The organism is Geothrix sp. (genome assembly GCF_030219325.1).
Lineage (GTDB): Bacteria > Acidobacteriota > Holophagae > Holophagales > Holophagaceae > Geothrix.
In genome coordinates, this window is record NZ_CP126625.1 from 2,128,079 (window position 1) to 2,154,929 (window position 26,851).

Here is a 26,851-nt window from a genome sequence, read left to right on the forward strand (position 1 = left end):
CCAATAAGGTTCCTGCCATCACAGGGGTGGGGCACAATGCCCCATCGAGGTGCTTCCCTGGCTTCCCATCCCTTCCCCCTCCTGGGCCTCAGCGGCGGCATCGCGGCCGGAAAATCCTTCGTCGCCTCCTGGATGCGGGACCGCGGGTGGGCCGTCATCGACGCGGATGCCCTGGCGCGGGAGGCGGTAGCCCCCGGGAGCGAAGGCCTGCAGGCCGTGGCCGCGGCGTTCGGCCCCTCCGCCCTCCATCCTGATGGCGGCCTGGACCGCGTCTGGGTGGCCGCCCATGTCTTCGCGGACGAGGCCGCCCGGGCGCGGCTCAACGCGATCCTGCACCCCCGCATCGAGGCCCTGCTGGAAGCACGCCTGAGTAGACTTCCCCCGGACACCCGGGGCGCCCTGCTTGACGCCGCCCTCTGGGTGGAGCGGGGGAGGGCCCACCATTTCGACGCGTTCTGGGTGGTGGATGCATCGGAGGAACTCCGGCTGGAGCGCCTGATCGCCCGCGATGCCCTCACCCGCGATGCGGCCCTGGCCCGCCTGCGCGCCCAGGCCACGGCGCCGGAGCGGGCCCTGCACGCGGACCTGGTCATCCAGAACGATGGCCGGGACCTATCCAGCCTTCTCGCGGAGAGGGAGGCGGCCCTTCTGGCAGACTGGAAGGTCCGCCGCGCGCGGACCTGGAGACCGACCATGCCTGCACCCTTCAGCGCCGATCAGCTGCGCCTGGTACTGACCGACCTGCTCAGCCGCGGGGGCGACTACGGCGAGGTGTTCGTGGAGCGTCGCCGGGCCCACGCGCTCGGCATGGACGATGGCCGCATGGAGGACGTGCTGGCCTCGGAGACTTTCGGCGCCAGCCTGCGCCTGGTGGAGGGCGAGACCACCCGCTTCGCGGACCTCATCTCCCCCACCTTCGAGGAGTTGTCCGAATCCGCGCGGACCCTGGCAGCGCCCGGCAGCGGCCCTGCCGCGGCCATCCCGGCCCTGGTCGCACAGACCTTCCCCACCCCCAGCCCCGTGGTCCAGGATCCCGGCCAGGTGCCCCTGGCCGACAAGGTGGCCCTGGTGCGCCGCGCCGAAACCATTGCCCGCGAACATGCGGAGGCCCTTCGTCCCGGCGCCCTCAGGCAGGTCTCCGTGGGCTACGGCGACAGCACCCAGCGCGTGTGGATCGCCGCGGCCGAGTCCGAGGATGGCGCCTGGTCCGGCCGCGTCACCGAGGACCACCGCACCCAGGTGGTGCTCCGTGCCAATGTCACCGCGGGGGACGGCACCCAGCTCCAGACGGGCTATCAGCCCCTGGGCGAGACGCGGGGCTTCGAACTCTTCACGGACGAGGCCGTCACGGGCATGGTCCACGAGGCCGTACGCCTGGCCATGCAGGCCCTGGAGGCGCAGCCCGCGCCCGCCGGGACCTTCCCCGTGGTGCTCAGCAGCAGCGCCGGCGGCACCATGATCCACGAGGCCTGCGGCCACGGCCTCGAGGCTGATCTCGCCCTGGCGGGCATGAGCTCCTTCGCGGGCAAGCTGGGCCAGAGGGTGGCCGCCGAGGGCGTGACCATCATCGACGACGGCACCCTGCCCCACAAGCGCGGCAGCCAGGCCATCGACGACGAGGGCAACCCCGTGAGTCGCGTCGTGCTCATCGAGAACGGCATCCTCAAGGCCTACCTGCAGTCGCGCAAGACCTCACGCAAGATGGACACCGGACCCACAGGCAACGGCCGTCGGGAAAGCTACCGCCACCTGCCCATCCCCCGCATGCGCAACACCTTCCTGGCTCCCGGAAGCGAGGCCCCCGAGGCCATCCTGCGGGACCTCCACCGGGGCCTGCTCGTGAAGCACATGGGCGGCGGCCAGGTGGATACCGTCACCGGCAACTTCGTGTTCCAGGTGACGGAAGGCTACTGGGTGGAGAACGGCGTGGCCATGTATCCCGTGAAGAACGCCACCCTCAGCGGCTGCGGGCCCGAGGTGCTGAAGGGCCTCACCCGCATCGGCAACGACCTGCACCACTTCGATATCGGCACCTGCGGCAAGGACGGTCAGGGCGTGCCCGTCAGCGACGCCCTTCCCACCATCCTCTGCCCCGCCCTCGTGGTGGGCGGCACCGCCGAACCCCTGCCGAGCGTGATCTAGATGAGCGACTTCTCGACCTTCATTCCCGATTCGCTCGAGGCCCGTCTGCAGGACGGCATCCAGCATGCACGGAGCCTGGGCGCGGAGGGCGCCGAGGCTTTCCTGTCCGTGTCCCGCTCCCGCAAAGCCAAGGTGCAGAATGGCCAACTGGAGGATCTCACCGTCAGCAAGCGGGGCGGCCTCGGGGTGCGCGTCATCCGCGGAGGTGGCCAGGGCTTCCGGACCGGGCTCGCCACCAGCACCGATCTGGCCGCAACGGATTTCCGGCACCTCTTCGCCCAGGCCTGGGAGCTGAGCGCCCTGGGCGATGAAGACCCCTGGCTGCGGCAGGCGGAGCCCTCGGGCATCGACGACCTCCCCCCGCGCTTCGATGCCGCCGTGGAGGCGATCACGCCGGATCAGCGCATCGCCTGGGCGCAGGAGCTCGAACTCCAGGCCCGGAAGGCCTCCAGCAAGGTCGCCGCCGTGCGGGAGGCGGCCTGGAGCGACGGCTCCGGCGCCAGCCTGCTGCTGACCCAGAAGGGCGTGCGGACGCCGGATGTCTGGACCAGTTGTTCGGCCTCCATCGAGCTGGCCGTGGCCGAAGGCGAAGAGCGCCAGGCCGCCTGGCACTGGGACGTCTCCCGCCGGCCCGGCCTGGACCTCGCCGCCATCGGCGCCGAGGCCGCCCTCAAGGGGGAGCGCAAGCTGAACCCCCAGCGGCTGCCGGCCGGAAAGTACGCGGTGGTCCTGCACCCGGAAGTGGCGGTGGAGCTGCTGGGCCTGGTGGCAGGCATGCTGGACGCCGAGTCCGTGCTCAAGCAGCGCAGCCTCTTTGCCGGCAAGCTCGGCGAGCGCATTGCCTCGCCCCTGCTGACCCTGGTGGATGACGGGCGCCTCTCCGAAAGCCCTGGCTGCCCCGCCCTGGGCACCGAGCCCTGGGATGCGGAAGGCTTGCCCACCCGGCGCAACGTGCTGCTGGAAGGGGGCGCGCTGAAGACCTACCTGCACACCCTGAAGACCGCCGCCGAGATGGGCATGGCCCCCACCGGCAGCGCGGGCCGTGGCTTCGGCAGCCAGCCCAGCGCCACCACCTTCAACCTCTTCCCCCTGCCCGGGGACACGGGCACCGACGCACTCTACCGTCTGGCCGGGAACGGCGTGCTCATCACGGAGATCATGGGCCTGCACACCGTGGATCCCGTCAGCGGCGACCTCAGCGTGGGCGCCAGCGGCCTCCGCATCCGCGACGGCCTGCTCGCAGAACCCGTGGACAAGCTCACCTTCGCCGGCAACCTGCGGGACTTCCTCACGCGCATCGTGGCCCTCGGCAGCGACCTCCGCTGGTACGGCAGCAGCGCCGGTCTGAGCATCCTGCTGGAGGACATCGCCCTGGGCGGCGCGTGATCCTCCACCTCTCTTCCACCCACTAGCATCGTTCCTGCGAGGTCCCCATGTCCCTGAGCGCCGCGAAGCAGTACCTGTCCTTCCCCCACCTCGAACCCGGCCTCCGGGCGGATCTGGAACCGCTGGTGAAGGCCGCCGAGGGTGGCGACGCCAAGGCCATCGCCGAGCTCGAGGACCGCTTCTTCGAGCCCCTCGCCTTCGGCACGGGCGGCCTCCGTGGCTTCATGGCCGCCGGGCTCCGCCGCATGAACCAGCCGAACGTGCGCCGGACGACCATGGCCCTGGCGACCGTCGCCCAGCACCATGCACCGGGCAAGAAGGTGGCCGTGGTGGGCTACGACACCCGCATCAACTCCGAGGTCTTCGCCCAGGAAAGCGCGGCCGTGCTGGCCGCCGCCGGCTACCAGGTGTTCCTCGGCTCACGCCCCCTGCCCACGCCCTTCCTCTGCTTCGCCATGAAGGCCCTGGGCTCCACCTGCGGGGTGATCATCACCGCCAGCCATAATCCGAAGGAATACAACGGCTTCAAGGCCTACAACGACCTCGGCGGGCAGGTCGTGGATCCCTGGGATGCGGAGATCGAGGCCCACATGGCCACGCTGCCCGTGGTGCCCGTGCCGCCGGTGGTCCCCGAGGGGAGGATCAGCCCCATCCCCGTGGAAGTGGAAAACGCCTACCTGGCCCTGGGGCTTGGCTTGCTCCAGAATCCCAAGCCCTTCACCCCGGCGCGGATCCTCTACACCCCCTTCCACGGCACCGGCGTGGCCTTCGTGCCCGCCCTGTTCGAGAAGGCGGGCATCCCCTTGACCGTGAGCCCCAGCCAGGGCATCCAGGACGGAACTTTCCCCACGGCGCCCCGCCCCAATCCTGAAGAATTGGCGGCCTACGCGTCGCCCCTCCGGGAAGCCGAAGCCATGGCGGCCGATGTGGTGCTCGCCAACGATCCGGACGCGGACCGCATCGGCGTCGTGGCCAAGCGCGACGGGGCCTGGGAGCTCATGAGCGGCAACGACCTGGCCGCCCTCACCCTGGACTACCTCTGCTCCGGGAAGGGCCGCCAGGGCGCGGTGGTGAGCACCGTGGTCACGTCGGACTTCATGGCCGAGGTGGCCCGCCACCATGGCCTGCCCGTGGTGTGGACTCTGACCGGCTTCAAGAACATCGCCGTGTGCATGGACCGGCTCGATCAGCTGGGTGAGGCCTACGCCTTCGGCGCCGAGGAGAGCTACGGCATGCTGCTGCCTCCCAGCCTGCGCGACAAGGATGGCGTCACGGCGGCCCTGGTGGTCGCGGAGATGGCCGGCCACTACAAGGCCAAGGGCCAGACCCTCTTCGAGGCCGTGGAGGCCCTCATGGCCCGGGTGGGCACCTTCCACAACCGGCTGGTGAACCTTGAGGACCCCAGGCCCGGTGGCGCCAAGCGCTTCGCCGAGGCCATGGGCCGCATCCGGACCGCCGGCCTGGCCACTTTTGGTGGCGAAAAGGTCGTCAGCTGGGAGGACTTCCAGACCGGGCTGTGGCACGGCGAGGGTCGCAGCGAGACGATCCTGGACCGGCCCGACCACCGCGCAATCGCCCTGCCCATCCCCTTCAGCAACGCCTTGAAGTTCCGCCTGGAGAGCGGTGCCTTCGCGGCCTTCCGGCCCAGCGGCACGGAACCCAAGCTGAAGGTCTACCTCCAGAGCCGCACCGATACCGCCCTGCTGGATCGGATGGAGGCGGAGGCGCGCACGCTGCTCGGACTCTAGGGCCCCACAAGCGAGAGGGCTGACCTGCGAACGCCTCGCAGGCCAGCCCTCTCGGTTTTCAGGTCAGACAGGAACTAGAGGGACTTCTTGGTAACAGTCAGCTTGCCATCGGCGAAGCCGTGGCATTCCTTGCACTGGGCTTCCTTGTACTTCGCCAGCATCTTGACGGTGGCGGGGTTGAACTTCTTGTCCTTGGGCGTGCCCTCGTGGCAGGCCGTGCACTTCGCACCCTTGACGGTGGTCATCTTGGCATTGGCCACGGGGGCGACGGCCAGGGCGAGGAGGGCGGTGAGCAGGGTGATGCGGCGCATGGTGACTCCTGAGGTGGACTCGACATCCAGATCGAGCCAAAGTGGACTGTCATGATTGTGCCACAGAAGGGCCTGGGAGGGCCCGCCACGGCTCAGTGACCCGCATCACAGGCGCCGGGCCAAGGGATGGGGGGCTCGGATAGAAAAGGGGCCCGGACGAGCCGGGCCCTCTTCTCGATTCCTACCGCCCTCAGTGCGAGAGGCGGGACGTCATGGCGTAGATGATGAGGACGAGCAGCACGAGGCCGATGCCGAAGAAGATGTAGCCGGCGCTGCGGGCGATGCCCTTCCAGGCTTCCCACTCGTCCTTCACGCGGTAGTCATCCAGGCGTCCTTCGGCCACCAGGCGGTCATACCAGCGCTTGCGCTCGTGGAGCATCTCGGACTTGGAGATGCGGCCGGAGAAGATGACCGTATCCATGGGGAACTTCTCCAGGCGGAAGTGCGTGTTGAAGAAGTGGACGGTGAAGATGAAGCCGGAGGCCAGCAGGGCTTCGTCGGAGTGCACGATGAGCGAGACATTGATCATCCAGCCCGGCATGAACTTGCTGAAGAACTCCGGGAACCACATGATCAGGCCGGAGACGCCGATGGCGAACACGCCCCAGAACACGGCGAGGTAGTCGAACTTCTCGAAGTAGGTCCAGCGGTCGAACTCGGGCCGCGGTCCCTTCCCGAAGAACCACTTGTTGTGGGCCACGAAATCATCGAGGTCCTGCTTGGTGGGAATCATGGAGTCGGGGTGGGCCATGGCCTTGAAGAGCCGCGAAAGCTGGAAGGCACCGGTCGCAGGATCATTCAGGTAGCCGCGGCGCTTCCAGAGGTGGCTCAGCATGGTGCTCAGGTGGAGCACGAAGTAGACGAAGGTGACCACCGCGCCGAAATGATGGAGGGTGCGTGCCACCTCGGCGCCGCCGAAGAAGCTGAAGATCGCCTTGGCCCAATCGGTGTGGTAGAACTTCAGCGGCATGCCCGTGATCGTCAGCAGGAGGAAGCTGGTGACGACGAGGATGTGCAGGAACCGCTCGAAGGGCTGGAAGCGGGTGAATTGTTCATCATCCTCATGGATCTTGGCCTTGGCCTCCCGGAACTGCTTGGAGTCGTGGCGGTAGAGCCAGATGGACCGGAACAGCCAGAGCAGCGTGTGGCCGCCGAAGAGGGCGAAGGTGCCCACGAGCAGGGCGGTCATGACGATGAAGACGTAGTTGAGGATCGGGTAGTTCTTGCGGTCCATGGGATTGGCATGGGGCGCGTACTTGGTGAAGCTGGTCGTCGCCTTCGGATGGCACTGCTTGCAGGTGTTGACGATGTTGGCAGCGGAAAGGTGGGACTCGGGATCCGCGGCCCGGCGCACGTCGTGGTGGCCGTGGCAGTCGTAGCAGGCGGCAACGGCGCTCGCCGTGTTGGCCTTGCCCAGCGCCATGGCCTTGCCGTGGTAGGTGTCCCGGTAGTGTTCGAGGCGGTCCGCGTGGCACTTGCCGCAGACCAGGTCGCTGCCGGCCTTGAAATGGGCGTTGGCGGGCGTCTCGATCTGATGGGCGGAGTGGCACTGGATGCAGACGGGGCCGCGGGGATCGCCCTTGGCCAGCAGCTGCCCGTGGATGCTCTGGTTGTAGATCTCCTCGACCGTGACGTGGCATTTGCCGCATGTCTTGGCCACGTTGGCGTGGTTGATGGGCGAGCTGCGATCCACGCTGCGCTTGATGTCATGGACCCCATGGCAGTCGTTGCAGCTGGGGGCCACGATGAGGCCCTTCTGGAGCAGGGCCATGCCGTGGATGCTCTCCTGGTACTGGTCCCCCACCTTGGGGAACTTCATCTTGTATTCGTCGGTGATGCCCTTGTTGGCGTGGCACTTCGCGCAGGTCTTGGGCAGGTTCATCTTGTAGACCGGCGAGTCGTGCTGCTTCACCGGGACGATGTAGTGGTTCCCGTGGCAGTCCGTGCAGCCGGGGGCGGCCGAGGCCCCCATGGCCTTGCTCATGCCGTGGATGCTGCCCTGGTAGACCTTCTCCTGGTCGGAGTGGCAGTTTCCGCAGGCCACCTTGGGGGGCGGGTTGCCGTCACCCGGGTGGTCCTTGTGGATCTGGGCGTGGCAGTCCTTGCAGGACAGGGATCCGTGCACGGCCTTCCCGAAGCGCGCGGCATCCACGAAGAGCGAGATCGTCGTGCCGCCCGGTCCCTCCTTCGTGGCGTCCTTGTCGCCATGGCAGTCCAGGCAACTTTCCTTGGCGGCCTTGGCCCCGGCCGCCTGGACCGGGGCGCTGAGCAGGAGGCCGCAGGCCAGCCAGGCCAGCGGCAGGGCCCAGCGGGACCGGCGGCGGGAAGGGGCGACTACGGGGCGGGCGGGCAGGAGGGAAGCCAGCAGCATGATTGGTCCTCGTGAGTGGAGGCAGCTAAGACAGGGGCGGGCCCCGGACAGGAGCCCACCCTATTATCCACTCAAAGGTTGTTTGAGTTCGTCAGACGGAGATCACAATATCCCTGGCTTCAGTGCCCGGAATGGCCCCCGGCATCGGAGCCTGAGTCCGGGTTTTCCTTCTCCATGAGCTGCCGATAATACTCAGGCCGGGTCTCACGCAGGTGGTCCGCCGAGGCCCTGCCCGTCAGCCAGGCGAGGTCCATGGGGTAGACGTCAGGATCGAAGATCACCAGGTACCAGTGCCAGACCAGGATGGACAGTGTGGCCAGGATGGCCTCGTACCAGTGGGCCGCGGTGGCGGCGTCCAGCACCCAGGTCGGGAAGCGGCGCAGGCTCCAGTTCTGGGCCCAAAGCAGGAGGCCGGACACGGCCATCACCACGGTGCCCCACATGAAGGCCCAGTACTCCATCTTCTCGGCATAGCCGAACATGCCGAAGGTGGGTCGCTTGTCGATGAGGCCGAGGTTGTAGCGGAGGGTGTTCGCGATGTCCTTGGCGTCCTGCCAGCCCGGGAGCAGCTCGATCAGGATCACGCGGTCCTTCTTGACCAGGGCCAGGTGGATGAAGTGGATGACGGTCGCCGCCGAGATCACCACTGCGGCGACTCGGTGCAGGATGGCCCGGGCCACGCCGGCCCCGTGCAGACCGATGGCCTGGACCCAGGCAGCCTCAGGGAACTTGAGGGCGAACCCGGTGATGACCAGAACGCCGAAGCTGACCATCACCATGCCGTGGGTGATGCGGAAGAGCTTGTTCATGCGCGGCAGCTGCTCGCCCGTGCCGTGGTGCGGCTTGTGCCGGCGCAGCTTGGCGAGCCAGTCGATGCCGTTGTGGAACAGCATGAAGCCGATGGTCATGGGGATGAGCGCGTAGTAGGCCCAGCGGATCCACTGGACGGAGATGTGCTCGGCGCCGCCGGCGGTGCGGACGTGGACCCGGCCCTTGCTGATCTTCTCGCCCAGGCCCGGATGGCACTGCCCACAGGTCTTCTGCAGGTTTGCGGGGTTGATGGTGGAGCGGATGTCCTCGGAACGCAGGATGTTGTGGACGCCATGACAGGAGGCGCAGTTGGCGGCCGTCTTCTGCCCGCCACGGATGGCGAGACCGTGGAAGCTGTCCTGGAAGGCCGGCACCTTGTCGCCGAAGTCGTAACGCGAGTTCATGCGCTCGTCGCCGTGGCAGCGGCCACAGGTCACCGTGGAGACGCGGGCAGGATTCACCAGGGAGCCGGCCTCCTTGGGCGCCAGGATGCTGTGCTCGCCGTGGCAGCCCGTGCAGGTGGGCGAATCGTTCGAGCCGCGCTTGACCGCCAGGCCGTGCACGCTGTCCGCATAGACGGCCTGCACGTCGTTGTGGCAGACCCCGCAGGTGTCGGCCACGTTGGCGCGGTTCACCCGGGCCTTGGGGTCCTTCGAGGCCAGGATGTCGTGGCTGCCGTGGCAGTTGGAGCAGGAGGGTGCCGAGGCGTTGCCCTTGGCCACTTCGCGGCCGTGCACGCTCAGCCGATAGGCCTCCACCGGCTTGGCGAAGGGAATCTTGTGCTTGGCGAGGAAGTCGGGGTTGGAGTGGCAGGCCCCGCAAGTGTCCGCCAGGTTCTTGCTGTTCACCGGAGAGGTCGGCTGGCTGCCGGACTGGATCTTGTGGACCGGGCCATGGCAGGACTGGCAAGTGGCCGAGTCGGCCATGCCATTCTGCTTGGCCAGGCCGTGGACGCTCTTCGAGTAGGCCTTGACCTGGTCCTCGTGGCAGTTGGCGCAGTTGACCGGCTTCGGCTTGTCGGCATGCGGCAGGCTGGTGATGCTGCTGTGGCAGCCGACGCAGCCCATGCCGCCGTGCTTGGAGGCCTCGAAGGCGACGAGATCCACCTCGTGGCAGGAGGTGCAGTCCTTGGGCGTCGGCGCAGCCGCGAACATCACCACGGACATCAACCCAGCAAGCAGAAGACGCATAGCCACCTCGTTAGTCCTCTAAACTTTAGCCTGAGAACCCGCCGAAATAGGACCTGCTGGTGATTTAGATCACGACAAATGAAGGCATTCGGGCTTTTCTTGGAGAAAACAAGAAGCGCCGGGTGGAATCCTCCACCCGGCGCCTGGAATGGGTCGTACCGTCAGCTCACTTGCCCTTGTAGTCCTTCAGCCAGGCCAGATCGACCTCGGCGGCCTTCTTCTCAGCCTTCATCTTGAGCAGGAACTTGCCACGCTCGTTGGCCTCGGAAGCCCCCTTCTTGGGCATCTTGTCGACATGGCAGGACTGGCAGCTGGTGATCTCGGCGAAACCAAGGTCCTTGGCCTTCTTGACGAAGGGCAGCTTGGCCTGGGCCGACAGGCCCGCGAGAACCAGGATCAGGGTGACGGACAGGGCGCGACGCATGGTGCCTCCGAAGGTGTGGGAAATGGGGGTTGGTTGCGATCAATCATGACAGGTCGGCCTGGGTGTCACCACACCCTGGGGCTCGGACGAAACACCGGGGGCCGAAGCCGCCCGGCGTTCCGATTGCGGCCATGTACGGAGATCACTTGCCCTTGTATTCCTTCAGCCAGGCCAGGTCCACTTCAGCGGCCTTCTTCTTGGTCTTCATGTCCTCGAGGAACTTCCCGCGCTCGGTCAGCTCCCCGCCCTTTTTGGCCATGCCGACATGACAGGCCTTGCAGTCCTTGATCTCGGCGTGGCCGAGTTCCTGGGCCTTCTTCACCCAGGGCATCTTGGCCTGGGCGGGGACCGCGAGAATCAGCGCCGCGGCGGCGATGAGGGTGGCAATGCGCATGGTGCCTCCTGGGGCTGGAGTCCCGGTGGCCGGGACAGGTTCTTGGGGGACTATTGCAATTAGGGTACCCGCTTTCACCCGCCCGGCTCATTCACCCGGAAATCCGTCGGGTTCAGAACACCAGCTGCTCCTGGTATTCACCGAACACGCCGCGCAGGGTGTCGCAGATCTCGCCCACGGTGGCCTCGGCCTTGACCGCCGCCAGGATGCGCGGCATCAGGTTCTCAGTGCCGGCCGCGGCCTCCCGCAGCGATGCCAGCCGGGCATCCACCGCGGCCTGGTCGCGCCCCGCCCGCACCGCCGCGATCTGGGTGCGGCGCTGGGCGCCGAGGGCCTCATCCACCCGCAGCAGATCGGGTTTCGGCTCGCCGGTCACGGTGAACTTGTTCACGCCCACCACCACCTGCTCGCCCTTCTCCACGGCCTTCTGGTAGGCGTAGGCGGCATTCTGGATCTCCCGCTGGGGGAAGCCCTTCTCGATGGCGCTGACCATGCCGCCCAGCTCGTCCACCCGGGCCAGCAGCGCCGAGGCGCGGGCCTCGAGCTCGTCCGTGAGCGACTCCACGAAGTAGCTCCCCGCGAAGGGATCCACCACGTCGGCCACGCGGGATTCGAAGGCCAGGATCTGCTGCGTTCTCAGGGCTATGCGGGCGCTCACCTCGGTGGGCAGGGCCAGGGCCTCGTCCCGGCTGTTGGTGTGCAGGCTCTGGGTGCCGCCGCAGACGGCGGCCATGGCCTGCACGGCGGTGCGCACGATGTTGTTGTCCGGCTGCTGGGCCGTGAGGGTGCTGCCCGCGGTCTGCGTGTGGAAACGCAACATCTGGCTTTTTGCATCGGTCGTCTTGAAACGGTCCTTCATGATCCGGGCCCAGAGGCGGCGGGCGGCGCGGAACTTGGCCACTTCCTCGAAGAACTGGTTGTGGGCGTTGAAGAAGAAGCTGAGCCGGGGCGCGAAGGCCTCCAGCTTCAGGCCCGCGTCCAGGGCCGCCTGCACGTAGGCGATGCCATCCCCCAGGGTGAAGGCGATCTCCTGGGCGGCCGTGCACCCCGCCTCGCGGATGTGATAGCCGGAAATGGAGATGGTATTCCAGTTGGGCACCTGGTCCGCGCAGAACGCGAAGATGTCCGTGATGAGGCGCAGGCTCTGGCGCGGCGGAAAGATGTAGGTGCCCCGGGCCATGTACTCCTTGAGGATGTCGTTCTGGATGGTGCCGCTCACCTGGTCGAGGCGCACGCCCTGCTCCTCGGCCACGGCGAGGTACAGGGCCAGCAGCACCGCGGCAGGCGCGTTGATGGTCATGCTGGTGCTGACCTTGTCCAGGGGGATGTCCTGGAAGAGCCGGCGCATGTCGTGGATGGAGCTGATGCTCACGCCCACCTTGCCCACTTCGCCCAGGGCCATGGCATGGTCGGGATCCATGCCGATCTGGGTGGGCAGGTCGAAGGCCACGGAGAGGCCCGTGGTGCCCTGCTCCAGCAGGTAGCGGTAGCGGGCGTTGCTCTCCTCGGCGGTGGCGAAGCCCGCGTACTGGCGCATGGTCCAGAGGCGGCCCCGGTAGCCGGAGGGCTGCACGTGGCGGGTGAAGGGGAACTTCCCCGGTGCCCCCAGATCCTTGAGGGGATCGAAGGCGGCCAGGTCCGCCGGCGTGTAGCTGTTCTTGAGCGGGATGCCCGAGCTGGTCTCGAAGGTTCGCTCGCGCAGCTTGGCCGGGTCTTCCGTCACCGTCAGCTGCGTGCGCACCTGCTCCAGGAAATCCTTCTGGTACATGAGGCCTCCGAATGGATCCACCTTATCCCTCGAAGGCGCCCGGACGCTACACTGGCCCTTCCCCTCCGAGAGTCCCCATGCCCCTGCCGCCTCCGCCCCCCGCCCATGTCCAGCTCCTCACCGGCGCCGATGTCTGGACTTCTCAGGGCCCGCAGAAGGGCCAGGCCGTGGCCATCCAGAAGGGGAGGATCCTGGCCGTGGGCCCCCTCGAGTCCCTCGCCCGATCCCACCCGAAGGCCGAGCGGGTGGATCTTCCGGGCGGCACCCTCCTGCCGGGCCTGATCGAGGGCCATGCCCACGTGGGCGGCCTGGGGGCCCTGGGCTGGAAGGTCGACCTCGTGGGGCTGGATAGTCTGCCGGAGACCCTCGGGCGTATCCGCGAATGGGCCGCCGCCCATCCCGAGGGCTGGCTGCAGGGCCGCGGCTGGGACCAGAACCGCTGGCCCGCCAAGGGCTTCCCGCGGGCCCTGGATCTGGACGCACTGATCGGCGGCCGTCCGGTCTGCCTCCAGCGGGTGGACGGTCACGCCGTATGGGTGAACACCGCCGCCCTGGCCATCGCGGGCATCGGGCCCGACACGCCGGATCCCCAGGGCGGACGCATCCTCAAGGACGCCTATGGGCGCCCCAACGGCATCCTGCTGGACGCGGCCATGGACCTGGTGACGAAGCACATCCCGGCGCCCACGGACGCCGAGGTGGAAGCCCGGCTCCGGGCCGGCCTCCTGGCCCTGCGGGCCGACGGCTTCACCGCCGTGGCCGACATGGGCGTGGACGGCCGCGAGCTGGCCGCCTACCGCCGGCTGGCCGAGGCCGGCACTCTACCCATCCGCGTCTTCGCCTACCTGGCCCATGACCACGACCTCATGCTGCGGGAGCTGCGGCCCGGCAAGCACAAGCCGCTCTCCTTCTTCCAGGTGCAGGGCGTGAAGTTCTACCTGGACGGCGCCCTGGGCAGCCGCGGCGCACGCCTGCTGGCGCCCTACGCGGACGAGCCCGCCACGAAGGGGTTGTGGGTCACGGATCCCGCCAGGGTCGGCGCCGATGCGGCCATCACGCTGCGCGCCGGCTACCAGCCCGCCATCCACGCCATCGGGGACGCCGCCAACCGCGCGGCCCTGGACCTGCTGGCCGAGGCCATGAAGAAGGGCAAGGGCGCCCTGCCCCCGCGCATCGAACACGCCCAGATCGTCACCGCGGAAGATGCCGCCCGCTTCGGCAAGCTGGGCGTGGTGGCCAGCGTGCAGCCGGTGCACTGCACCTCGGATCACAGCTGGACGCCCGCCCGCCTGGGCCCCGGGCGCGTGGACGAGGCCTTCCCCTGGCGCAGCTTCGTCGCGGGCGGCGCCCTGCTCGCCTTCGGCAGCGATGCCCCCGTTGAAGACGCCAATCCCTTCGTGAGCCTCGCCGCCGCCGAGACGCGGCAGGATCCCCAGGGCGACCCTCCGGGCGGCTTCCTGCCCGGCCAGCGGCTCTCCCGCATGGAGAGCGTCCGCGCCTACACCGGCGGCAACGCCACGGCCCTGGGCCGGGCCAAGGAACTGGGCACCCTCCAGAAGGGCGCCGTGGCCGACCTGCTCTGGGTGCAGGCGCCCCTGGGGGAGATCACGCCCGAGGCCCTGCGGAAGGTGCGGCCAGGACGGCTGTGGGTGAACGGGGCGGAGGTACCGGTTCGCCCGTGAACCACACCTACTGTGCCGGTGGTTCCGGCACCGGAACTTCGAGCACGCGCGAGCCCTGGTCATCCACGATCTGAAGGCGGACCGTGGCGGGTGCGCGGAGGGGCTGGGACGGTCGGAACCACAGCAGGCCCCGGCGACTGCCCGACGGTGGGACTTCGCCGTCGGCCCAGGCATTCTGCTGGAAGAAGGCCTCGAGCTTCTGGTTGCTGCGGTTCGCCACCGCCGCGTTGGACAGGGCGATGGTGAAGGTGGCGCCAAAGGAGATGGCGGAAAGGGTGTTGGCCAGGGCGGACCACGCTCCGGTCTGGCCTGGTGGGAACACGGCCAGGGACCCGATCGGGTAGAGGGCGAACCCCATGCGGCTCTGCCTGATCAAGGCATGGGCCTGGTCGGGACTCAGCCAATGCCCCTGGATGGGCCCGGAATCGAGGGTGGCCCGCACAGGGTGGTCCAGGCCATTGGTCACGGTCAGGACCAGCATCTGAACCCCCGCGCTGTGCGCCCGGTCCATGTACCGGCTGTTGTCACCCCAGGGTTGAAGGTGAACCGAGGCGCGCACGTCTTCCGAGGCTCCGTGGACGGGTGCGGGCGCCAACGTGATGGGCCGATAGATCCTCGCGCAGCCGATCATCTGAACCAGGATGAGGGCCAGCCAGAAGGTGGATCTGGCCAAGCTCCGAGGGGAAGGAACGAATAGGCTGATCATGGCACCTCCGCAGTGGTTGGAGTGAAGGCCTTGATTGCACAAACTTCAGTGAGACGACTCGAATGGTGACGCCTCAGGGCTCCGCCCCAGGGTCATAACGCAGGAGGTCCCCCGGCTGGCATCGCAGATACGCGCAGATCTTCTCCAGCGTGTCGAAGCGCACCCCCTTGACCTTGCCCTGCTTAAGCAAGGACAGATTGGCCTCGGTGATGCCGACATGCTCTGCCAGTTCCTTGGAGCGGACCTTTCGCTCTGCCAGCATGACGTCGAGCCGAAGAATGATTGGCATCAGACGAACTGCGCATTCTCGTCAGCGAGACGCCCCGCCTCCGCCATGGCCCCAGAAATCACCCAGACGGTGCCTGCGACCAGGAGCGTTTGAAAGGCGTGGGAGCCGACTGAGAACAAGATTTCGTGCTCCCCGCTGGGGAAGTTGGCCGTCAGCACCCCTGTGGCCATCGGGTGCGTGATGAATTCCAGGGCCACCGAGCAGAAGGTCCACCCCGCGCAACGTCGAAGCGACTGGATGGTCTGGACACTGAAGAACTCCCCGGTCGTAAAGAACCGGAAGCAGCGATGGAGTGCCCACAATCCCATGCTGGCCGCCAAAGCGGGAACAGCGGCCAGCGTCGCGAGTGCCACGCGCTGCCAAAGCTTCAAAATGACGCTTCCTCCTGTGGTGAGGTGGATGGAAAACTCGCGACACAGATCGGGCGCCGGGGTCCACAGCATCCAACCCACCTCGACCAGCGGCCAGATGAGGGCAGCGATCAGCGACAGGGGAGCCAGGATGCGGCTTCCTCGGATGACTGTATTGAGGTGCCGGCTCGAGTTCATTCGGGCCTCCTGCTATTTATTCAAAGATAATTTTTTTCTGTTGTTACGCAATTATTTATTTTTTTACAATAATCATCTTGCCATGCATCACCTTCCTAGGCTCCGGCAACCCCGTCCGCCCCGCAGGAGCCCTGCCATGACGCGCCTCTGGAATACTGGACCCATGAGCCTCCGCCCCGCCTCCCCCCTGCTCGCGCCCTCGCTGCTCTCCGCCGACTTCACGCGGCTGGGCGAGGAACTGCGCATGATCGAGGCCTCCGGTGCCCAGGTGGTCCACGTGGACGTCATGGACGGCCGCTTCGTGCCCAACATCACCATCGGCCTGCCCGTGGTGGAGAGCCTGCGCAGGGCCACCACCCTGCCCCTGGACTGCCACCTGATGATCGTGGAACCCCTGCGCTACGCCGCCGACTTCGTGAAGGCCGGCGCCGACTGGGTGAGCATCCACCAGGAGGCCGATCCCCACCTGCACCGCACCCTGGACGCCATCCGGAAGGCCGGCGGCAAGGCCGGCGTGGTGCTGAACCCCGGCACGCCCGTGGACACGCTGGTGGACCTGGTCGGGGACTTCGACTTCGTGCTGCTCATGAGCGTGAACCCCGGCTTCGGCGGCCAGAGCTTCATCCCCCGCGTGCTCGACAAGGTGAAGCGGCTCGATGCCCTGCGCACCGAGCGCGGCATCCCCTTCTTCATCGAGGTGGATGGCGGCGTGGGCATGAAGAACGCCGCCGAGCTCGTCCGCGTCGGCGCCGATGCCCTGGTGGCGGGCAATGCCTTCTTCAAGGCCGAGGATCCGAAAGCCGCCGCGGCGGGCCTGCTGGGCGAGATGGCCAAGGGGCGCTGAATCGCGTTCGGATCAGTGCGAGGTCGGCACCGGCCCGCTGTCCCAGAGGATGGTCGCCCAGAAATGCATGTCCCCGGGCGGAATGACCAGGGGCAGCCGGTCCTTCCGCGAGGCATGGGGCGCATAGGCCGCCACCGCCAGCTCGCTGCAGTAGTAGCGGTCGGCCACGTTCAGCCCGATCAGACCGGTGAAGTCGTAGGGACGGCCCACCAGGGACCGGGCCTTCTCCACGGCGGCCCGCTGGCGCTCCGGCGTGGTGGCCCACATGGGGCGCATGAGGATCACGCGGTGGGCGCGGTGCAGGAAGTCCGCCAGGGGCGCCGTATGGAGGCCCCTGCCCTCGGCCTCGATGACCTGGTTGTGCTCGGCATCGAGCACCGCCACATGGCTGAAGGGCTCGGCGGTGAGCGCGCTTACCAGGTTGTCCGTGGCGTGGTACCCGCGCATCACCAGCCAGTCGCCGGGCTGGCCCAGGCGGGTCACTTCCCGCAGAGCCAGCGCCTCCCGCGCCGGACGGTCCGCGGGCGGATGCACGACGATGGGCGTGGCGCATCCCAGCAGAAGAGACATCATGAGCAGGATGGGGCCTGGGGAGCGCATGCGGCATTCTCGCATGGGCCGGCCGCAGACACCCGGACCGCCACCGGGTTGAATCCGTCCCTATTCCCCCGTGGGGACAGGTTCGCCTTCTTCGGCTGAAGCGCTCCCGACCGGGACCAGGAGCTCATGCAACAGCCCCGAGGCCTCCTCCACCCGTGTTTCGGGAACGAGGAGATCCACGGGCACCATGGGGCCGAAGAACTGGAGCAGCGACCGGTGGTGCAGCCCCCTGGCAAAGGCCGGAATGCCCGCCTCCTGAAGGGTCTCCAGCGCGGGTCCCAGCGCGTGGACCCGGTGGAGGGGCCAGGCGGACGCGAGGGCGCCGTGCTGGATCCGGAAGCCCCACTCCCGGACCAGGTCCGTGGCGATGGCCATGAGCAGCACCAGGCTCACCAGGTCCATGGGATCCCTTTCCCTCAGCAGGAGGCCACGAAGCGCCAGGAGACCGATGAGGAAGCCCGCGGACTGCACCATGGAACGGGCCACGGCGCGCCAGGCCTCGCGCAGGTGCGCCTCCTCCTGGCCGGCGTGGCGCCGGTTCCAGGCATCTGCCACATGGCCAGGCCAGTTGAACAGCAGGGTGAACAGGGGAACACTCACCAGGAGCGCGACCCCCAGGAAGACGGTGTCGTTCAACCGACCCGCCAGGACCGCGAAGGGATCGCGGACCTGGGGCATGGAAAAGGCCCTGAACCCCAGCCTGAGGGCCGTGAGCAGGGTCAGGGCGAGCAAGGGCAGGAAGTAGGGTTGGAGCCCACAGGCGGGGAAGGGAAGATCCATGCGGCGGGCGGGCCGGCCCGTTCCCCCGGCCTCGCGGCGGAACGCCAGCGACAGGAGCACCACCAGCAGGGTCAGCACCATCAGCCGCGTGGGGGTGCCCCGGAAGAAGAGGTGGTTCTTCACGGCGGCCCGCTGCGCCTCGCTGGCCAGAAGTCCCAGCAGCACGACGGAAAAGCCGCTGCCCAGGCCGTGGCGGTCGATCACGCGCATCAGGGCGAGGAGGATCCAGACCCCGGCCATGAGGGCCATCCAGGTGGCGAGGAGGGTGAGGGTGTCGTGTCCGATGAAACGGTTCGCCTTCATGAGCTGCACGAGGCTGAAGGACTGGAGGGCCGCCATCCCCAGGCCCACGAGGAGGGCAGCCGTCCGGAGGCGCGCTCGCCCCCCGGGTCCGTTCAGCCGCCATTCCCGCCAGGCGGGCACGACCAGGGCCGCCAGCTCGACGAGGAGGAAACCCGAGACCACGGGGCCCAGCCCCAGCCTGAGCAGCGGGAAATGCCCCCGGATTTCGTGGGAGACCCCCAACAGCACGGAGTTCATGTCGCGGTTCACCATGGGCAGGTCCAGCCAACCCAGCAGCAGGATGGCACCCATCGCCCCCAGGCTAATGAAGAGCGGCCGCCAGGGAAGGGCCAGACGGGATCCCGCATCCGGACTCAACGTCCCTGCGGCCTCCAGAGCAGGATCCAGCGCGCCCTCGCCATCGGGGTGGTTCCTATCCATGCGTTCCTCCTCATTGGGGATCCATCGTTCCAGCCATCGATCTCGCAAGCTGGAGCTTCCCGGCCCTCGACATGCGCTTGACCGCCCGCTCCCGACGCAGGGCCTCCGCCTTGGTGCCGCAGGCCTCCCGGTAGACCAGCTCCAGCGGCCCCCGGCCCCGCGTGTACTTGGCGCCCTTTCCGGCCTGGTGCTGGGCCAGCCGCGCCGCCACGTCCAGGGCAATGCCGCAGTAGAGCGTGCCATCGCCGCACTGGAGCAGGTACACCGACCAGGTCACGGCAGGCGCCAGGACACGGGAAAGGCCTCGGCCAGGATCTGCTCGGCGGTGGCACCCTGCCCGGCCCGGAAGCGGGCCGTGGCCAGGCAGAGACCCACGTTGTGGCCCCAGCCGCGGCCCCGCAGGCGCAGCGAACCGTCCGGCTGGATGTCGCCTTCGCAGGCGTTGCTGGGCCAGGCAGTCCAGCCGAAGCGCCGGCCCGCGGCGAGGCGCAGGTCCTCCACGGCATAGGGTCCCGACTCTCCCAGCCGGAGCCCCTGCTGGCCCGGTCTCAGACCCGGCCGCAGGTCGCGCTTCAGCGCGGCGACCTGCGCGGCGCTGAGGGTGCGTTCCCAGGTGGCCCAGCGATCCTCGGGTACCACGGAGGCCCCGCCTGTCTCCGCCGGTCCCTCGCCCCAGACCCCCCGGGGGCTGAGGGCGTGACCGCCGGCCGAGCCCGTGAAGAAGGCCCAGCGCGCGTCCAGGTTCAGCTCCGGCGAAACCGCCACGGCCCCCGCCGTGTCCGCCGAGGCCGCGCCCCGCACCACGGCGCAGTGCGTGAGCGGACAGAGCGCGCCCCCCTCATGCTGCCGCGGATGGCCCTCCAGCCAGCGACCCAGCACGGCGGCCAGGGCGCGACGGGCCTCGAAGGGCGCATCGGCGCCCAGCTCGCCCTCGGTGGCGGCCGCGATCCAGGCGGCCCGCGAGGCGGTCCAGACGAGGCGCCAGCCCCGGGTCTCGGCGCTGATCCGCACGAGGCCGCGGAGGTCGCGCACGGGAAAAGCCTGCGGGAAACGGACGCGCCCCCGGAAGCGCCAGGTCCTCCCGATGCGGTGCGGCAGCCGCTGGCCGTTCACCACCAGCGGGCCCCGCAGGCGCTCGGGGGGCCAGACCACGGTGACGGAGTCGGCCGCCGTCAGGGCCTCCTTCACCCAGGCCTCGGGCTCCGGCGTCCGCCCCGGCGGCGCAGGCAGGGGCTCACGCCGCAGCCAGGCGCGGAGCCAGCGGTACGACCAGGCCTGCTCCCGCGTGGTGCCACCGGCCAGGGCGCGGTCCAGGCGGGCCTGCAGCGCGGCCGCGGGCGCCGATGGCCACGCCTTCGGCAGGCGGCGGTGGGATTCGGCCCAGAGGCAGCGGGCCTCCTCCTCCCAGCGGTGCAGGTCCCGACCGGTCAGGCGCCGGTGGGTCAGCTCGTGGCGCAGGATGGCGCCGAGGTCGCGCCGCTTCAGCTGCTCCCAGGGGCGCAGGTGCAGGACCTCCCCCACCCACTGGCCGCTGCGCCCTGGGGGTGCGCCGGTGGCCCGTTCGAAGGCGATGGCCTCGGCATGCAGCCGGACCCGCCAGGGACCGGCGGGCCAGGGACCCTGGGCGGCGGTGGCCGCCAGGGCCGCCCGGAGGGCCTCCTCGATGGGCGCCTGGGCGCCGGGATCCCCCTCGAAGGTCGGCGGCGTGAAGGGCGGTGCAGGCGCGACCAGAATCATCATCTGGTTTTCAGTCCCAGGATCTCCCGGATGCGGGCCAGGCCTTCCGCCTTCCCCCGCCCCCGGGGCAGGTGCAAGACCACCAGGGCCGATCCGCGGCCCCCCGCCACCCAGGCGCTGGTGGCCGCGGGTTCCCCGGGCACGGGGGCGGTGCCGGTCTTGAACCACCAGTCCTCCTTGCCGAACAGCGCCTGGAACTCCACCCAGGTGCCCGCCAGGAAGCGTTTCCCGAAAGACACCACCTCGGACTGCTCCGGTTCCATCAGCCAGCGCAGGAAGCCCTCGGCGCTGGTGCGCAGCAGGTCCCCATCCCCGACCCAGGCCGCCGTCAGGGGCGGCAGCGTCTCGCCGGGCGGCAGCCGGCGGCCCAGGAAGGGCGCGAAGACCTCCTCCATCCGCACCCTCGCCGCGGCCTCGCCGTAGTCGGCCCTCCAGTGCGCCTGCGCGTCCTGGATCCAGAAGAGGAAGGCCAGGTTGCAGCTCTCCTGCAGCGCCTTGCCCAGATCCACCCGGCCGTGCCCCTCGCGGTTCCAGCAGACGAAGGGCCCGGCGGCGCCCGTGCACTTGAACCGCACGTTCCGGCTGGCCCAGTCGGCCCCCTCCATGCGCAGCCACACCAGCTTGGCCAGGCTGCCCATGGGGGCCTCCTTCTTCGCCTCGCCGTAGCTCCGCACCTCGCCGTCCCCGAGCGTGATGGCAAAGCCCTCACCCGGCTTCAGAGCGGGCTCCTTCAGCGGAGCGGGCGCTGACTGGGCGCACAGCAGCAGGGTGCCGAGGAATACCGGCAGCAGCACTCTAAGGTTCCACATCAAAGGTCCCCATGGTCACCGGCCCGGCCCCGGGGAGGATGAGGCGCTCCCAGGTCCAGCGGCGCTCCTGGTCGGTGCCGCCATCCAGCACGGCCTCCACCTTGATGCGGGCGGGCTTGCCGCCCCGCCAGCCGCCCATCCACTTCAGCGTGTAGGTGCCGGGCGGCGGGGTGTCGTGGGTGTATTCGCCGGACCAGCGCAGCATGCCGCCGGAGGCCGTGCGGCGGCCGCCCTCGGCCACGGCGCCATCGGGCTCCAGCACCTGGAGGCTGCCGCCGGTGTATTCGTCGTTGGCGTGGATGGACACCACCCGCAGGCGGGTCCGCGCCGTGGACACCCACCAGCTGCGCACCACCCGGAGGCCCGAGTCGGGTTCCAGGATCTCCAGGCGGTTCTCGCCATTCTGGGCCGTCAGGTCGGTGTTCAGGGTGTGCCCCACGCGGACGGACCAGCTGAGCGTCGCGCCGTTGAACCACACCTTCAGCGTGCGCGCCCGCCAGGCCTGGCGGGCGGTCTCGGCCTCCCGCTCCAGCCGCGCCTGCCGCAGCTGCTCGGCGGTGCGGGTGTCCTCCCCGCCGGGATCGTAGCCGCCCTCGTCCTCGTAATCGTCGTAATAGCGTCGCCCGGGCTCATCCTTCGGGGGGTTCGGGTCCTTCGGATCCACCAGCTTGAGCCGCAGGTTCACGGTGCGGTCGCTGGACCAGCCGCCGAGATCCGGCGCGACCTCCAGGCGCCAGAGCTTGAGGTCCGGTGCGTAGGACGCCACCACGGGCGGCTTGAGCTTGGCGGCCTTCTGCGCCATCAGGCCCGGGGCGGCGAAGAGCAGGGCCAGCATCAGCAGCGGTCTCATCGCGCACCTCCGTCCTGCACCTTGAGGTCGAGGCCATCGCAGGTGGCCCACTGCCCCTCGTTCGACATGAGGCTCAGCTTGGCCGGCCGCAGGCGGTAGCTGCCCGCCATGCCGGCCCGCAGGTGGATGCGCACCGTGTGCGTATTCCAGCTCCAGGCCCGGTGGAACAGGAAGGTCACCTTGTCCGGGTGCACCTCGATGCGGGGCTTCGTCCAGACATCAGATGAACCTTCCTCCGTGAAGGCCTTGCCCTCCAGCACGAAACCTTCCAGCTTCACCGTGGGGTTGAGGCCGCCGGGGATGGGCACCTCCAGCATCACGTAGTCGGCGTCGCGGTCCGTGCGGAACTGCACCTGCATCCAGGCCTCCTCGCCGGCCTTCATGATTCCGGTCCAGGGCTCGCGGACCCAGCCCTGGCGGGCATTCCCGGTCTGCTGCGGCGTCTTCAGCCGCCAGAGGTTCCGCGTCACGGCCAGGCGCAGGGCGGAGGAAGCCTCGCCCTTCGGCACGCCCGCGGCGCTGCCCGGCACCTGGTAGGCGTAGGTCCACACCAGCAGGCCCCTGCCGCTGGCGGTGACGGTCACCGGCTTCGGCTCGGCCATGACGTAGCTGCCGGGCCGCGGCTCCCGGGCGTTCCAGCGCCGTGACTCGGGGCGCTCCTTGAACTCGAAGGAGGGGCCGCCCTGCACCGCCGCCTGGATGGCCAGGGGGCCGAAGTCCAGCTTCCGGGTCTTCATGAGGTAGGGCAGCAGGTCCACGATCTGGCCCGTGCTCCAGGTGGAATACCAGCCGTAGCCGCGGTACTCCGAGGCCAGGAAGGTCTCACCCTGGCGGATCAGGGGCGACTGGGGTCGCGCCAGGCAGAGGGCCTTGAGGGCCATCACGGTCGGGACGATGTCCCCCGAGTTGTAGCTCCACCAGGTCTCGCGGCGCCCCTCCCAGCGGGCCAGGCCGCCCTTCAGCACGGCCCGTTGCTCCAGGCGCTCGGCCAGGGCCGCGGCCTTGGGATGCTTCGCCGCAGCGGCGGCCAGGGCGACCATGGCGTGGACGTGGGTGCCGGCCCACTTCCCGGCCAGCACCTTGTCGGCGGAGCTGTCGATGAGCCCGGCGATGGGCTCCCCGGTCTGGGCCAGGGCCATGAGCAGGAAGGCGGCATCGCCTTCGGGGTCGGGGCTCTTGGAGCCGGCCACCCGGCCGCCCTGGTCCGCCTGCCGCGCCACCTGCTGGAAGAGGCTCAGCGCCGCCATGCGGCCCCGGCGGTAGACGCCTTCGTCCACGGCGTAGCCCAGGCGCTTCATGGTGGCGAAGCTCTGGATGGCGTAGCCCGTGGTGTGGGGGTTGGCCTCCATGCCGAAGTCATTGGGCGCGTACCAGCCCCAGCCGCCGTTGGGCTGCTGGTAGCCGTAGACCTTGAACACGCCGTCGCGGATGTTGCGGTCCAGGTCCGTGAGCTGCTTCCAGTCCAGGTTGGGCATGGCGCCCTGCTTCACCAGGTCCGCCACCAGCAGGTTGGGCACGAAGCTGGACAGGGTCTGCTCCACGCAGCCGTACGGGTAGCCGATGAGGTAGGGCAGCGAAGGCCCCGCCAGGTGCTCCAGATTCCCGACAGGCGTGAGCACCAGCATGGCGTCCCCCTTGGCGGAGGGCGGCGCGGGCAGGGTGAAGGTCTGGGCGCCCCCATCCAGCACCACCGAGCCCGACATGGAGGCGGGCACCAGCTGGTCCTGCACGGTGACGCGCTGGCGCTCGGCATCCTTGAGGCCACCGCCTTCCACGCGGGCCGTGACGGTCAGGGGCCCCGTCTTGTCCGAGAACAGCGGCAGGGCGAAGCGGTACTCGCCCTGATCCTGGAGGCTGAAGGTGCCCTCGGGCGTGCCGGCGAAGCGGCCGTTCTGGACTTCCAGCCTGATCTTCCCGTTAATGGGCTGACCGGAGAGGTTGCGCACCAGGGCGATGGCCCGGGCCTCCTCGCCCACGCTCAGCGTGCGCGGCAGGGTGAGCGCCACCTGCAGGGGCTTCGAGGACGGCTTGGAGCTGCGCCCCACGCCCACCTTGGTATCGCTGGTGATGGCCGTGGCCGTGGCGCGCCAGGCCGTGAGGTTGTCCGGCAGCACCAGGTCCACGCTGGCCCTGCCATCGCGGCCCGCGGCCACGAAGGGGGTCCAGTGGGCCGTGTCCTTGAAGTTCTGGCGCACCTTGTCGTCGTCATCGGCCTTGAAGTCGCCGCGCTTGGTCTGCTTGAGGCTCCACACGGGACGCTGGCGGCGCAGCAGGTCGTGGAAGCTCCAGTCCGTCGATCCCGAGCGCAGCACGCCGTGGCGGCGCGTGGGGTGGAAGAAGCGCACGGGATCGGGGTGCAGCTCCTGGCTCAGGGCGTAGATGGCCTCGTCCACCACGCCCACGCTGAGGTCGGCGGCCGTTGGCTTTCCGGCGGCATCCGTGACCGCCACGGAGACCTTCATGGGCTGGCCGGGCTGGTAGCGCTCCTTGTCCGTGGTGACGGCCACCGAAAGCCGCCGGTCCCGCTTGGGCACGCGGATGGGCACCTCCACCAGCTGGCGGCGGCCCTCGGCCACGATCTCGAAGACGGCCCAGACATTGGGCTGCATGGCGGCGGTGATGGGGATGTCCACCAGCGCCGTGGTGCCCGGCACCGCGCGGCTCTGGCGCTGGCCCAGGCCCTCGTGCTCGATGGCCCAGTGCAGGGTGAGCTTGGGGCGGGGCAGCTGCACGAGCACACGGGCCACGTCGCCGGGCTGGTACTCGGGCTTGTCGGCGGCGGCGCGGAGATCCGGCACCGCGGGCAGCGGCGTGCCTTCCGCGGCCACGGTGATCTGGCGCTGGGCCACCACGGGGCGACCCTTGGAATCCTTCGCCTCGGCCACCAGCAGGAAGGCGCCGCCCTCGGGGATGCTCAGCATGGCCTGGGGGCCCTGGGCCGAGGCCACGGTCTCGCCGGGCTTCAGGGCATTGGGCCGCGACCACCAATAGGCGCTGTCCTTCAGGGCCACGATGCGGGCGGCCCGCAGGGCGATGGCGATGCCCGGCACCTCCTTGCCATCCAGATCCAGGGCCCGCGCCGTCACCTGGAAGGGCTTGCCGGGCAGCGCCACCTGGCGGTCCGCTGCGATCATCAGCACCAGGTCGCCGGCGGCGGCGCGCACCTGGGCCTGGCCGCTGTTGCGCTGGCCCGCGGCATCCGCGACCTTCACCACCATGCGCCAGAGGCCATCGCTTTCCGCCTTGAAGCTGAGCAGGTCGGCCTGGCCCTCGTCGTCGAGCTCAAGCTGGCCACTCTCCATCAGCTCCGGCGCAGGGCCCGAGTCCTCGTCGTCCCAGATCCACTTGGACTTGGGCGGCACCACCTTGTAGAGGAACCAGTCCGCCTTGGCGCCCCGCACGGCGGCGCCATAGAAGTAGCGGGCGTTGGCGTGGAAGCTGAGCGCATCGCCCAGGCCCACCTTGGTCTTCTCGGTGGTGACCTTCACCTCGAAGGCGGGTTTCACGAACTGCTCCACCTTGAACTCGGCCTGGCCGGGCCCCTGGGGGCCCTGGAAGACGATGCGGTAGAGGCCCAGGCGCCCCGCGCCCGGCAGGGTGAACTGGGCGGCGTAGGTGCCAGTCTCCGCGTTCAGGAGCTTGGCCTGGCCCTCGGTGACCTTGGTGTCCTCGGGATCCAGCACGGTGAAGGCCAGGGTCTGGGTACCGCTCACCACGCGGTTCTCGCCCTCCTCCACGCGCCGCAGGATCGCCTTGGCGAAGACCTCCTGGCCGGGCCGGTAGAGGGGTCGCTCCGTGAAGGCATAGAGGCGCTGGCGCACGGAGGCGGCGCTCTGGCCCTCGCTGGCGAGGATGGCCAGGCTGGCGCCGCTGCGGGCCAGCACCACCCGGCGCACGCCGGGGGTGACCAGGGCCTCGGCCCGACCGGTGGCGTCGAAGGCCAGGGCCTGCATTTTCGTTCCTTCGATGAGCTGGCCGGCCGCACCCGGTTTCACGGCGCCATCCCGGGCATCCACCGCCTGGACGCGGAGCTTCGCGCCGTCCTGCTCCGAGAGCAGGGCTAGGTCCGTGACCATCCAGGGGACATAGGCCGCCTCCGTGCCGCGCAGCACCTCCACCAGGTACAGGCCCGCGGGCTGGGCGGGCAGCTCCACGCGGCTGAGGAAGCCCTCGTCGCCGGACTCGTCGTCCTCGTGTCCCTTTTTCCCGGTGATGTCCTCGCTCACCTTCGGCACGATCTCGGTCACGAAGGTGATGCCGGCCTGGCCTTCCAGGGGAAGCGCCGAACCTTCGCGCACCCGTGCGGGGCTGGTCCTGGCGGAGGTCAGGCGATCCGTCTGTTTGGCGGCGTCCCGCAGCACCTGGGTGGCGGTGCGATGCACGGTGACGAAGGCGCGCCGGCCGCCCCAGAGCACGGCCTCACGCAGCACGTCCAGGGGATCCTGCACGCCGCGCCCGCCTTCGGCCACGGCCGTGCCGCGCTCCAGCAGCACCTTCTTCAGGAAGGCCTCCGGATCCTCCACGCGGTAGATGCGGATGCGGGCCTCGGCGGGGATGGGGCCCGCGGCCTCCAGCTGGCCCGGCTTGCCCGGCAGGGTGGGCCGCAGGGTGGCGAAGGCGCCGGTCCAGCCGCCTTCGCGCCAGGGGCCTTCGGCCGCGCGCTTCTGGGCCGTGCCCAGGGTGGGCAGCAGCAGGATCACGGGGAGCAGCAGGGTGAGGGCAGAGCGGAACCAGCGCAT

At 69.2% G+C, this 26,851-nt stretch carries 21 protein-coding genes; 5 read left to right on the forward strand and 16 right to left on the reverse strand.

Going from position 1 to position 26,851, the window contains the following annotated elements; translation table 11 throughout:
- Nucleotides 1-36: 36 nt before the first annotated feature.
- Genes coaE through QOZ81_RS09590 form a run of 3 tightly spaced genes read left to right on the forward strand, consistent with a single transcriptional unit; the run spans nucleotide 37 to nucleotide 5,276 of the window.
- On the forward strand, nucleotides 37-2,142 hold the full coding sequence (coaE, locus tag QOZ81_RS09580; RefSeq protein ID WP_291198423.1) for a dephospho-CoA kinase: 2,106 nt from the start codon (nucleotides 37-39) through the stop codon (nucleotides 2,140-2,142).
- On the forward strand, nucleotides 2,143-3,528 hold the full coding sequence (locus QOZ81_RS09585) for a TldD/PmbA family protein (RefSeq protein ID WP_291198420.1): 1,386 nt from the start codon (nucleotides 2,143-2,145) through the stop codon (nucleotides 3,526-3,528).
- Between the two features lie 47 nt (nucleotides 3,529-3,575).
- Nucleotides 3,576-5,276 (forward strand): phospho-sugar mutase, encoded by a 1,701-nt coding sequence (locus tag QOZ81_RS09590; RefSeq protein WP_291198417.1) that lies wholly within the window; start codon nucleotides 3,576-3,578, stop codon nucleotides 5,274-5,276.
- A gap of 74 nt (nucleotides 5,277-5,350) precedes the next feature.
- Here QOZ81_RS09590 and QOZ81_RS09595 read toward each other — a convergent pair whose 3' ends face one another.
- From QOZ81_RS09595 to QOZ81_RS09620, 6 genes are all read right to left on the reverse strand, one after another.
- The gene (locus QOZ81_RS09595) at nucleotides 5,351-5,587 is read right to left on the reverse strand and encodes a cytochrome c3 family protein (RefSeq protein ID WP_291198414.1); all 237 of its coding nucleotides are present in this window, start codon (nucleotides 5,585-5,587) and stop codon (nucleotides 5,351-5,353) included.
- 190 nt (nucleotides 5,588-5,777) lie between these two features.
- A complete protein-coding gene (locus tag QOZ81_RS09600) occupies nucleotides 5,778-7,958 on the reverse strand; it encodes a cytochrome b/b6 domain-containing protein (RefSeq protein ID WP_291198411.1) in 2,181 nt (726 codons plus the stop codon).
- Between the two features lie 119 nt (nucleotides 7,959-8,077).
- Nucleotides 8,078-9,958, reverse strand: coding sequence for a cytochrome b/b6 domain-containing protein (locus QOZ81_RS09605; protein WP_291198409.1), 1,881 nt, complete (start codon nucleotides 9,956-9,958; stop codon nucleotides 8,078-8,080).
- A 166-nt stretch (nucleotides 9,959-10,124) separates the two neighbouring features.
- A complete protein-coding gene (locus QOZ81_RS09610; protein ID WP_291198407.1) occupies nucleotides 10,125-10,382 on the reverse strand; it encodes a hypothetical protein in 258 nt (85 codons plus the stop codon).
- Nucleotides 10,383-10,524: 142 nt separating this feature from the next.
- Nucleotides 10,525-10,776, reverse strand: a complete 252-nt coding sequence (locus tag QOZ81_RS09615; protein WP_291198404.1) for a hypothetical protein — start codon at nucleotides 10,774-10,776, stop codon at nucleotides 10,525-10,527.
- Nucleotides 10,777-10,888: 112 nt separating this feature from the next.
- Nucleotides 10,889-12,544 (reverse strand): acyl-CoA mutase large subunit family protein, encoded by a 1,656-nt coding sequence (locus QOZ81_RS09620; RefSeq protein WP_291198401.1) that lies wholly within the window; start codon nucleotides 12,542-12,544, stop codon nucleotides 10,889-10,891.
- A 77-nt stretch (nucleotides 12,545-12,621) separates the two neighbouring features.
- Between QOZ81_RS09620 and QOZ81_RS09625 the strand changes: the two genes are divergently transcribed.
- Nucleotides 12,622-14,226, forward strand: coding sequence for an amidohydrolase (locus tag QOZ81_RS09625; protein WP_291198398.1), 1,605 nt, complete (start codon nucleotides 12,622-12,624; stop codon nucleotides 14,224-14,226).
- Nucleotides 14,227-14,233: 7 nt separating this feature from the next.
- On the opposite strand, the gene QOZ81_RS09630 is transcribed toward QOZ81_RS09625, so the two are convergent.
- The 3 genes from QOZ81_RS09630 to QOZ81_RS09640 all read right to left on the reverse strand — a co-directional run bounded on the left by QOZ81_RS09630 (nucleotide 14,234) and on the right by QOZ81_RS09640 (nucleotide 15,769).
- Complete coding sequence (locus tag QOZ81_RS09630) at nucleotides 14,234-14,899, reverse strand: hypothetical protein (protein WP_291198395.1); 666 nt, start codon at nucleotides 14,897-14,899, stop codon at nucleotides 14,234-14,236.
- Nucleotides 14,900-15,005: 106 nt separating this feature from the next.
- Entirely contained in the window at nucleotides 15,006-15,221 is a 216-nt protein-coding gene (locus QOZ81_RS09635; RefSeq protein ID WP_291198392.1) for a helix-turn-helix domain-containing protein, read from the reverse strand.
- Nucleotides 15,221-15,769 carry a DUF2975 domain-containing protein gene (locus QOZ81_RS09640; RefSeq protein WP_291198390.1) on the reverse strand — a complete coding sequence of 183 codons (549 nt, stop codon included), beginning with the start codon at nucleotides 15,767-15,769 and terminating at the stop codon, nucleotides 15,221-15,223. Before QOZ81_RS09640 ends, QOZ81_RS09635 begins: the two co-directional genes overlap by 1 nt.
- Before the next feature lie 136 nt (nucleotides 15,770-15,905).
- Between QOZ81_RS09640 and rpe the strand changes: the two genes are divergently transcribed.
- On the forward strand, nucleotides 15,906-16,613 hold the full coding sequence (rpe, locus tag QOZ81_RS09645; RefSeq protein ID WP_291198387.1) for a ribulose-phosphate 3-epimerase: 708 nt from the start codon (nucleotides 15,906-15,908) through the stop codon (nucleotides 16,611-16,613).
- Nucleotides 16,614-16,625: 12 nt separating this feature from the next.
- Here rpe and QOZ81_RS09650 read toward each other — a convergent pair whose 3' ends face one another.
- Genes QOZ81_RS09650 through QOZ81_RS09680 form a run of 7 tightly spaced genes read right to left on the reverse strand, consistent with a single transcriptional unit; the run spans nucleotide 16,626 to nucleotide 26,851 of the window.
- Nucleotides 16,626-17,213: a YiiX/YebB-like N1pC/P60 family cysteine hydrolase gene (locus QOZ81_RS09650; RefSeq protein ID WP_291198384.1), complete on the reverse strand. Its 588-nt coding sequence runs from the start codon at nucleotides 17,211-17,213 to the stop codon at nucleotides 16,626-16,628.
- 60 nt (nucleotides 17,214-17,273) lie between these two features.
- Nucleotides 17,274-18,716 carry a hypothetical protein gene (locus tag QOZ81_RS09655; RefSeq protein WP_291198381.1) on the reverse strand — a complete coding sequence of 481 codons (1,443 nt, stop codon included), beginning with the start codon at nucleotides 18,714-18,716 and terminating at the stop codon, nucleotides 17,274-17,276.
- A 10-nt stretch (nucleotides 18,717-18,726) separates the two neighbouring features.
- Entirely contained in the window at nucleotides 18,727-18,993 is a 267-nt protein-coding gene (locus QOZ81_RS09660) for a GIY-YIG nuclease family protein (protein ID WP_291198378.1), read from the reverse strand.
- Nucleotides 18,990-20,456, reverse strand: a complete 1,467-nt coding sequence (locus QOZ81_RS09665; RefSeq protein ID WP_291198375.1) for a hypothetical protein — start codon at nucleotides 20,454-20,456, stop codon at nucleotides 18,990-18,992. Before QOZ81_RS09665 ends, QOZ81_RS09660 begins: the two co-directional genes overlap by 4 nt.
- Entirely contained in the window at nucleotides 20,453-21,262 is an 810-nt protein-coding gene (locus QOZ81_RS09670) for a hypothetical protein (RefSeq protein WP_291198372.1), read from the reverse strand. Before QOZ81_RS09670 ends, QOZ81_RS09665 begins: the two co-directional genes overlap by 4 nt.
- Nucleotides 21,249-22,112, reverse strand: coding sequence for a hypothetical protein (locus QOZ81_RS09675; RefSeq protein WP_291198369.1), 864 nt, complete (start codon nucleotides 22,110-22,112; stop codon nucleotides 21,249-21,251). The genes QOZ81_RS09670 and QOZ81_RS09675 overlap by 14 nt, the downstream gene beginning before the upstream one ends.
- Nucleotides 22,109-26,851, reverse strand: a complete 4,743-nt coding sequence (locus QOZ81_RS09680; protein WP_291198366.1) for an alpha-2-macroglobulin family protein — start codon at nucleotides 26,849-26,851, stop codon at nucleotides 22,109-22,111. The genes QOZ81_RS09675 and QOZ81_RS09680 overlap by 4 nt, the downstream gene beginning before the upstream one ends.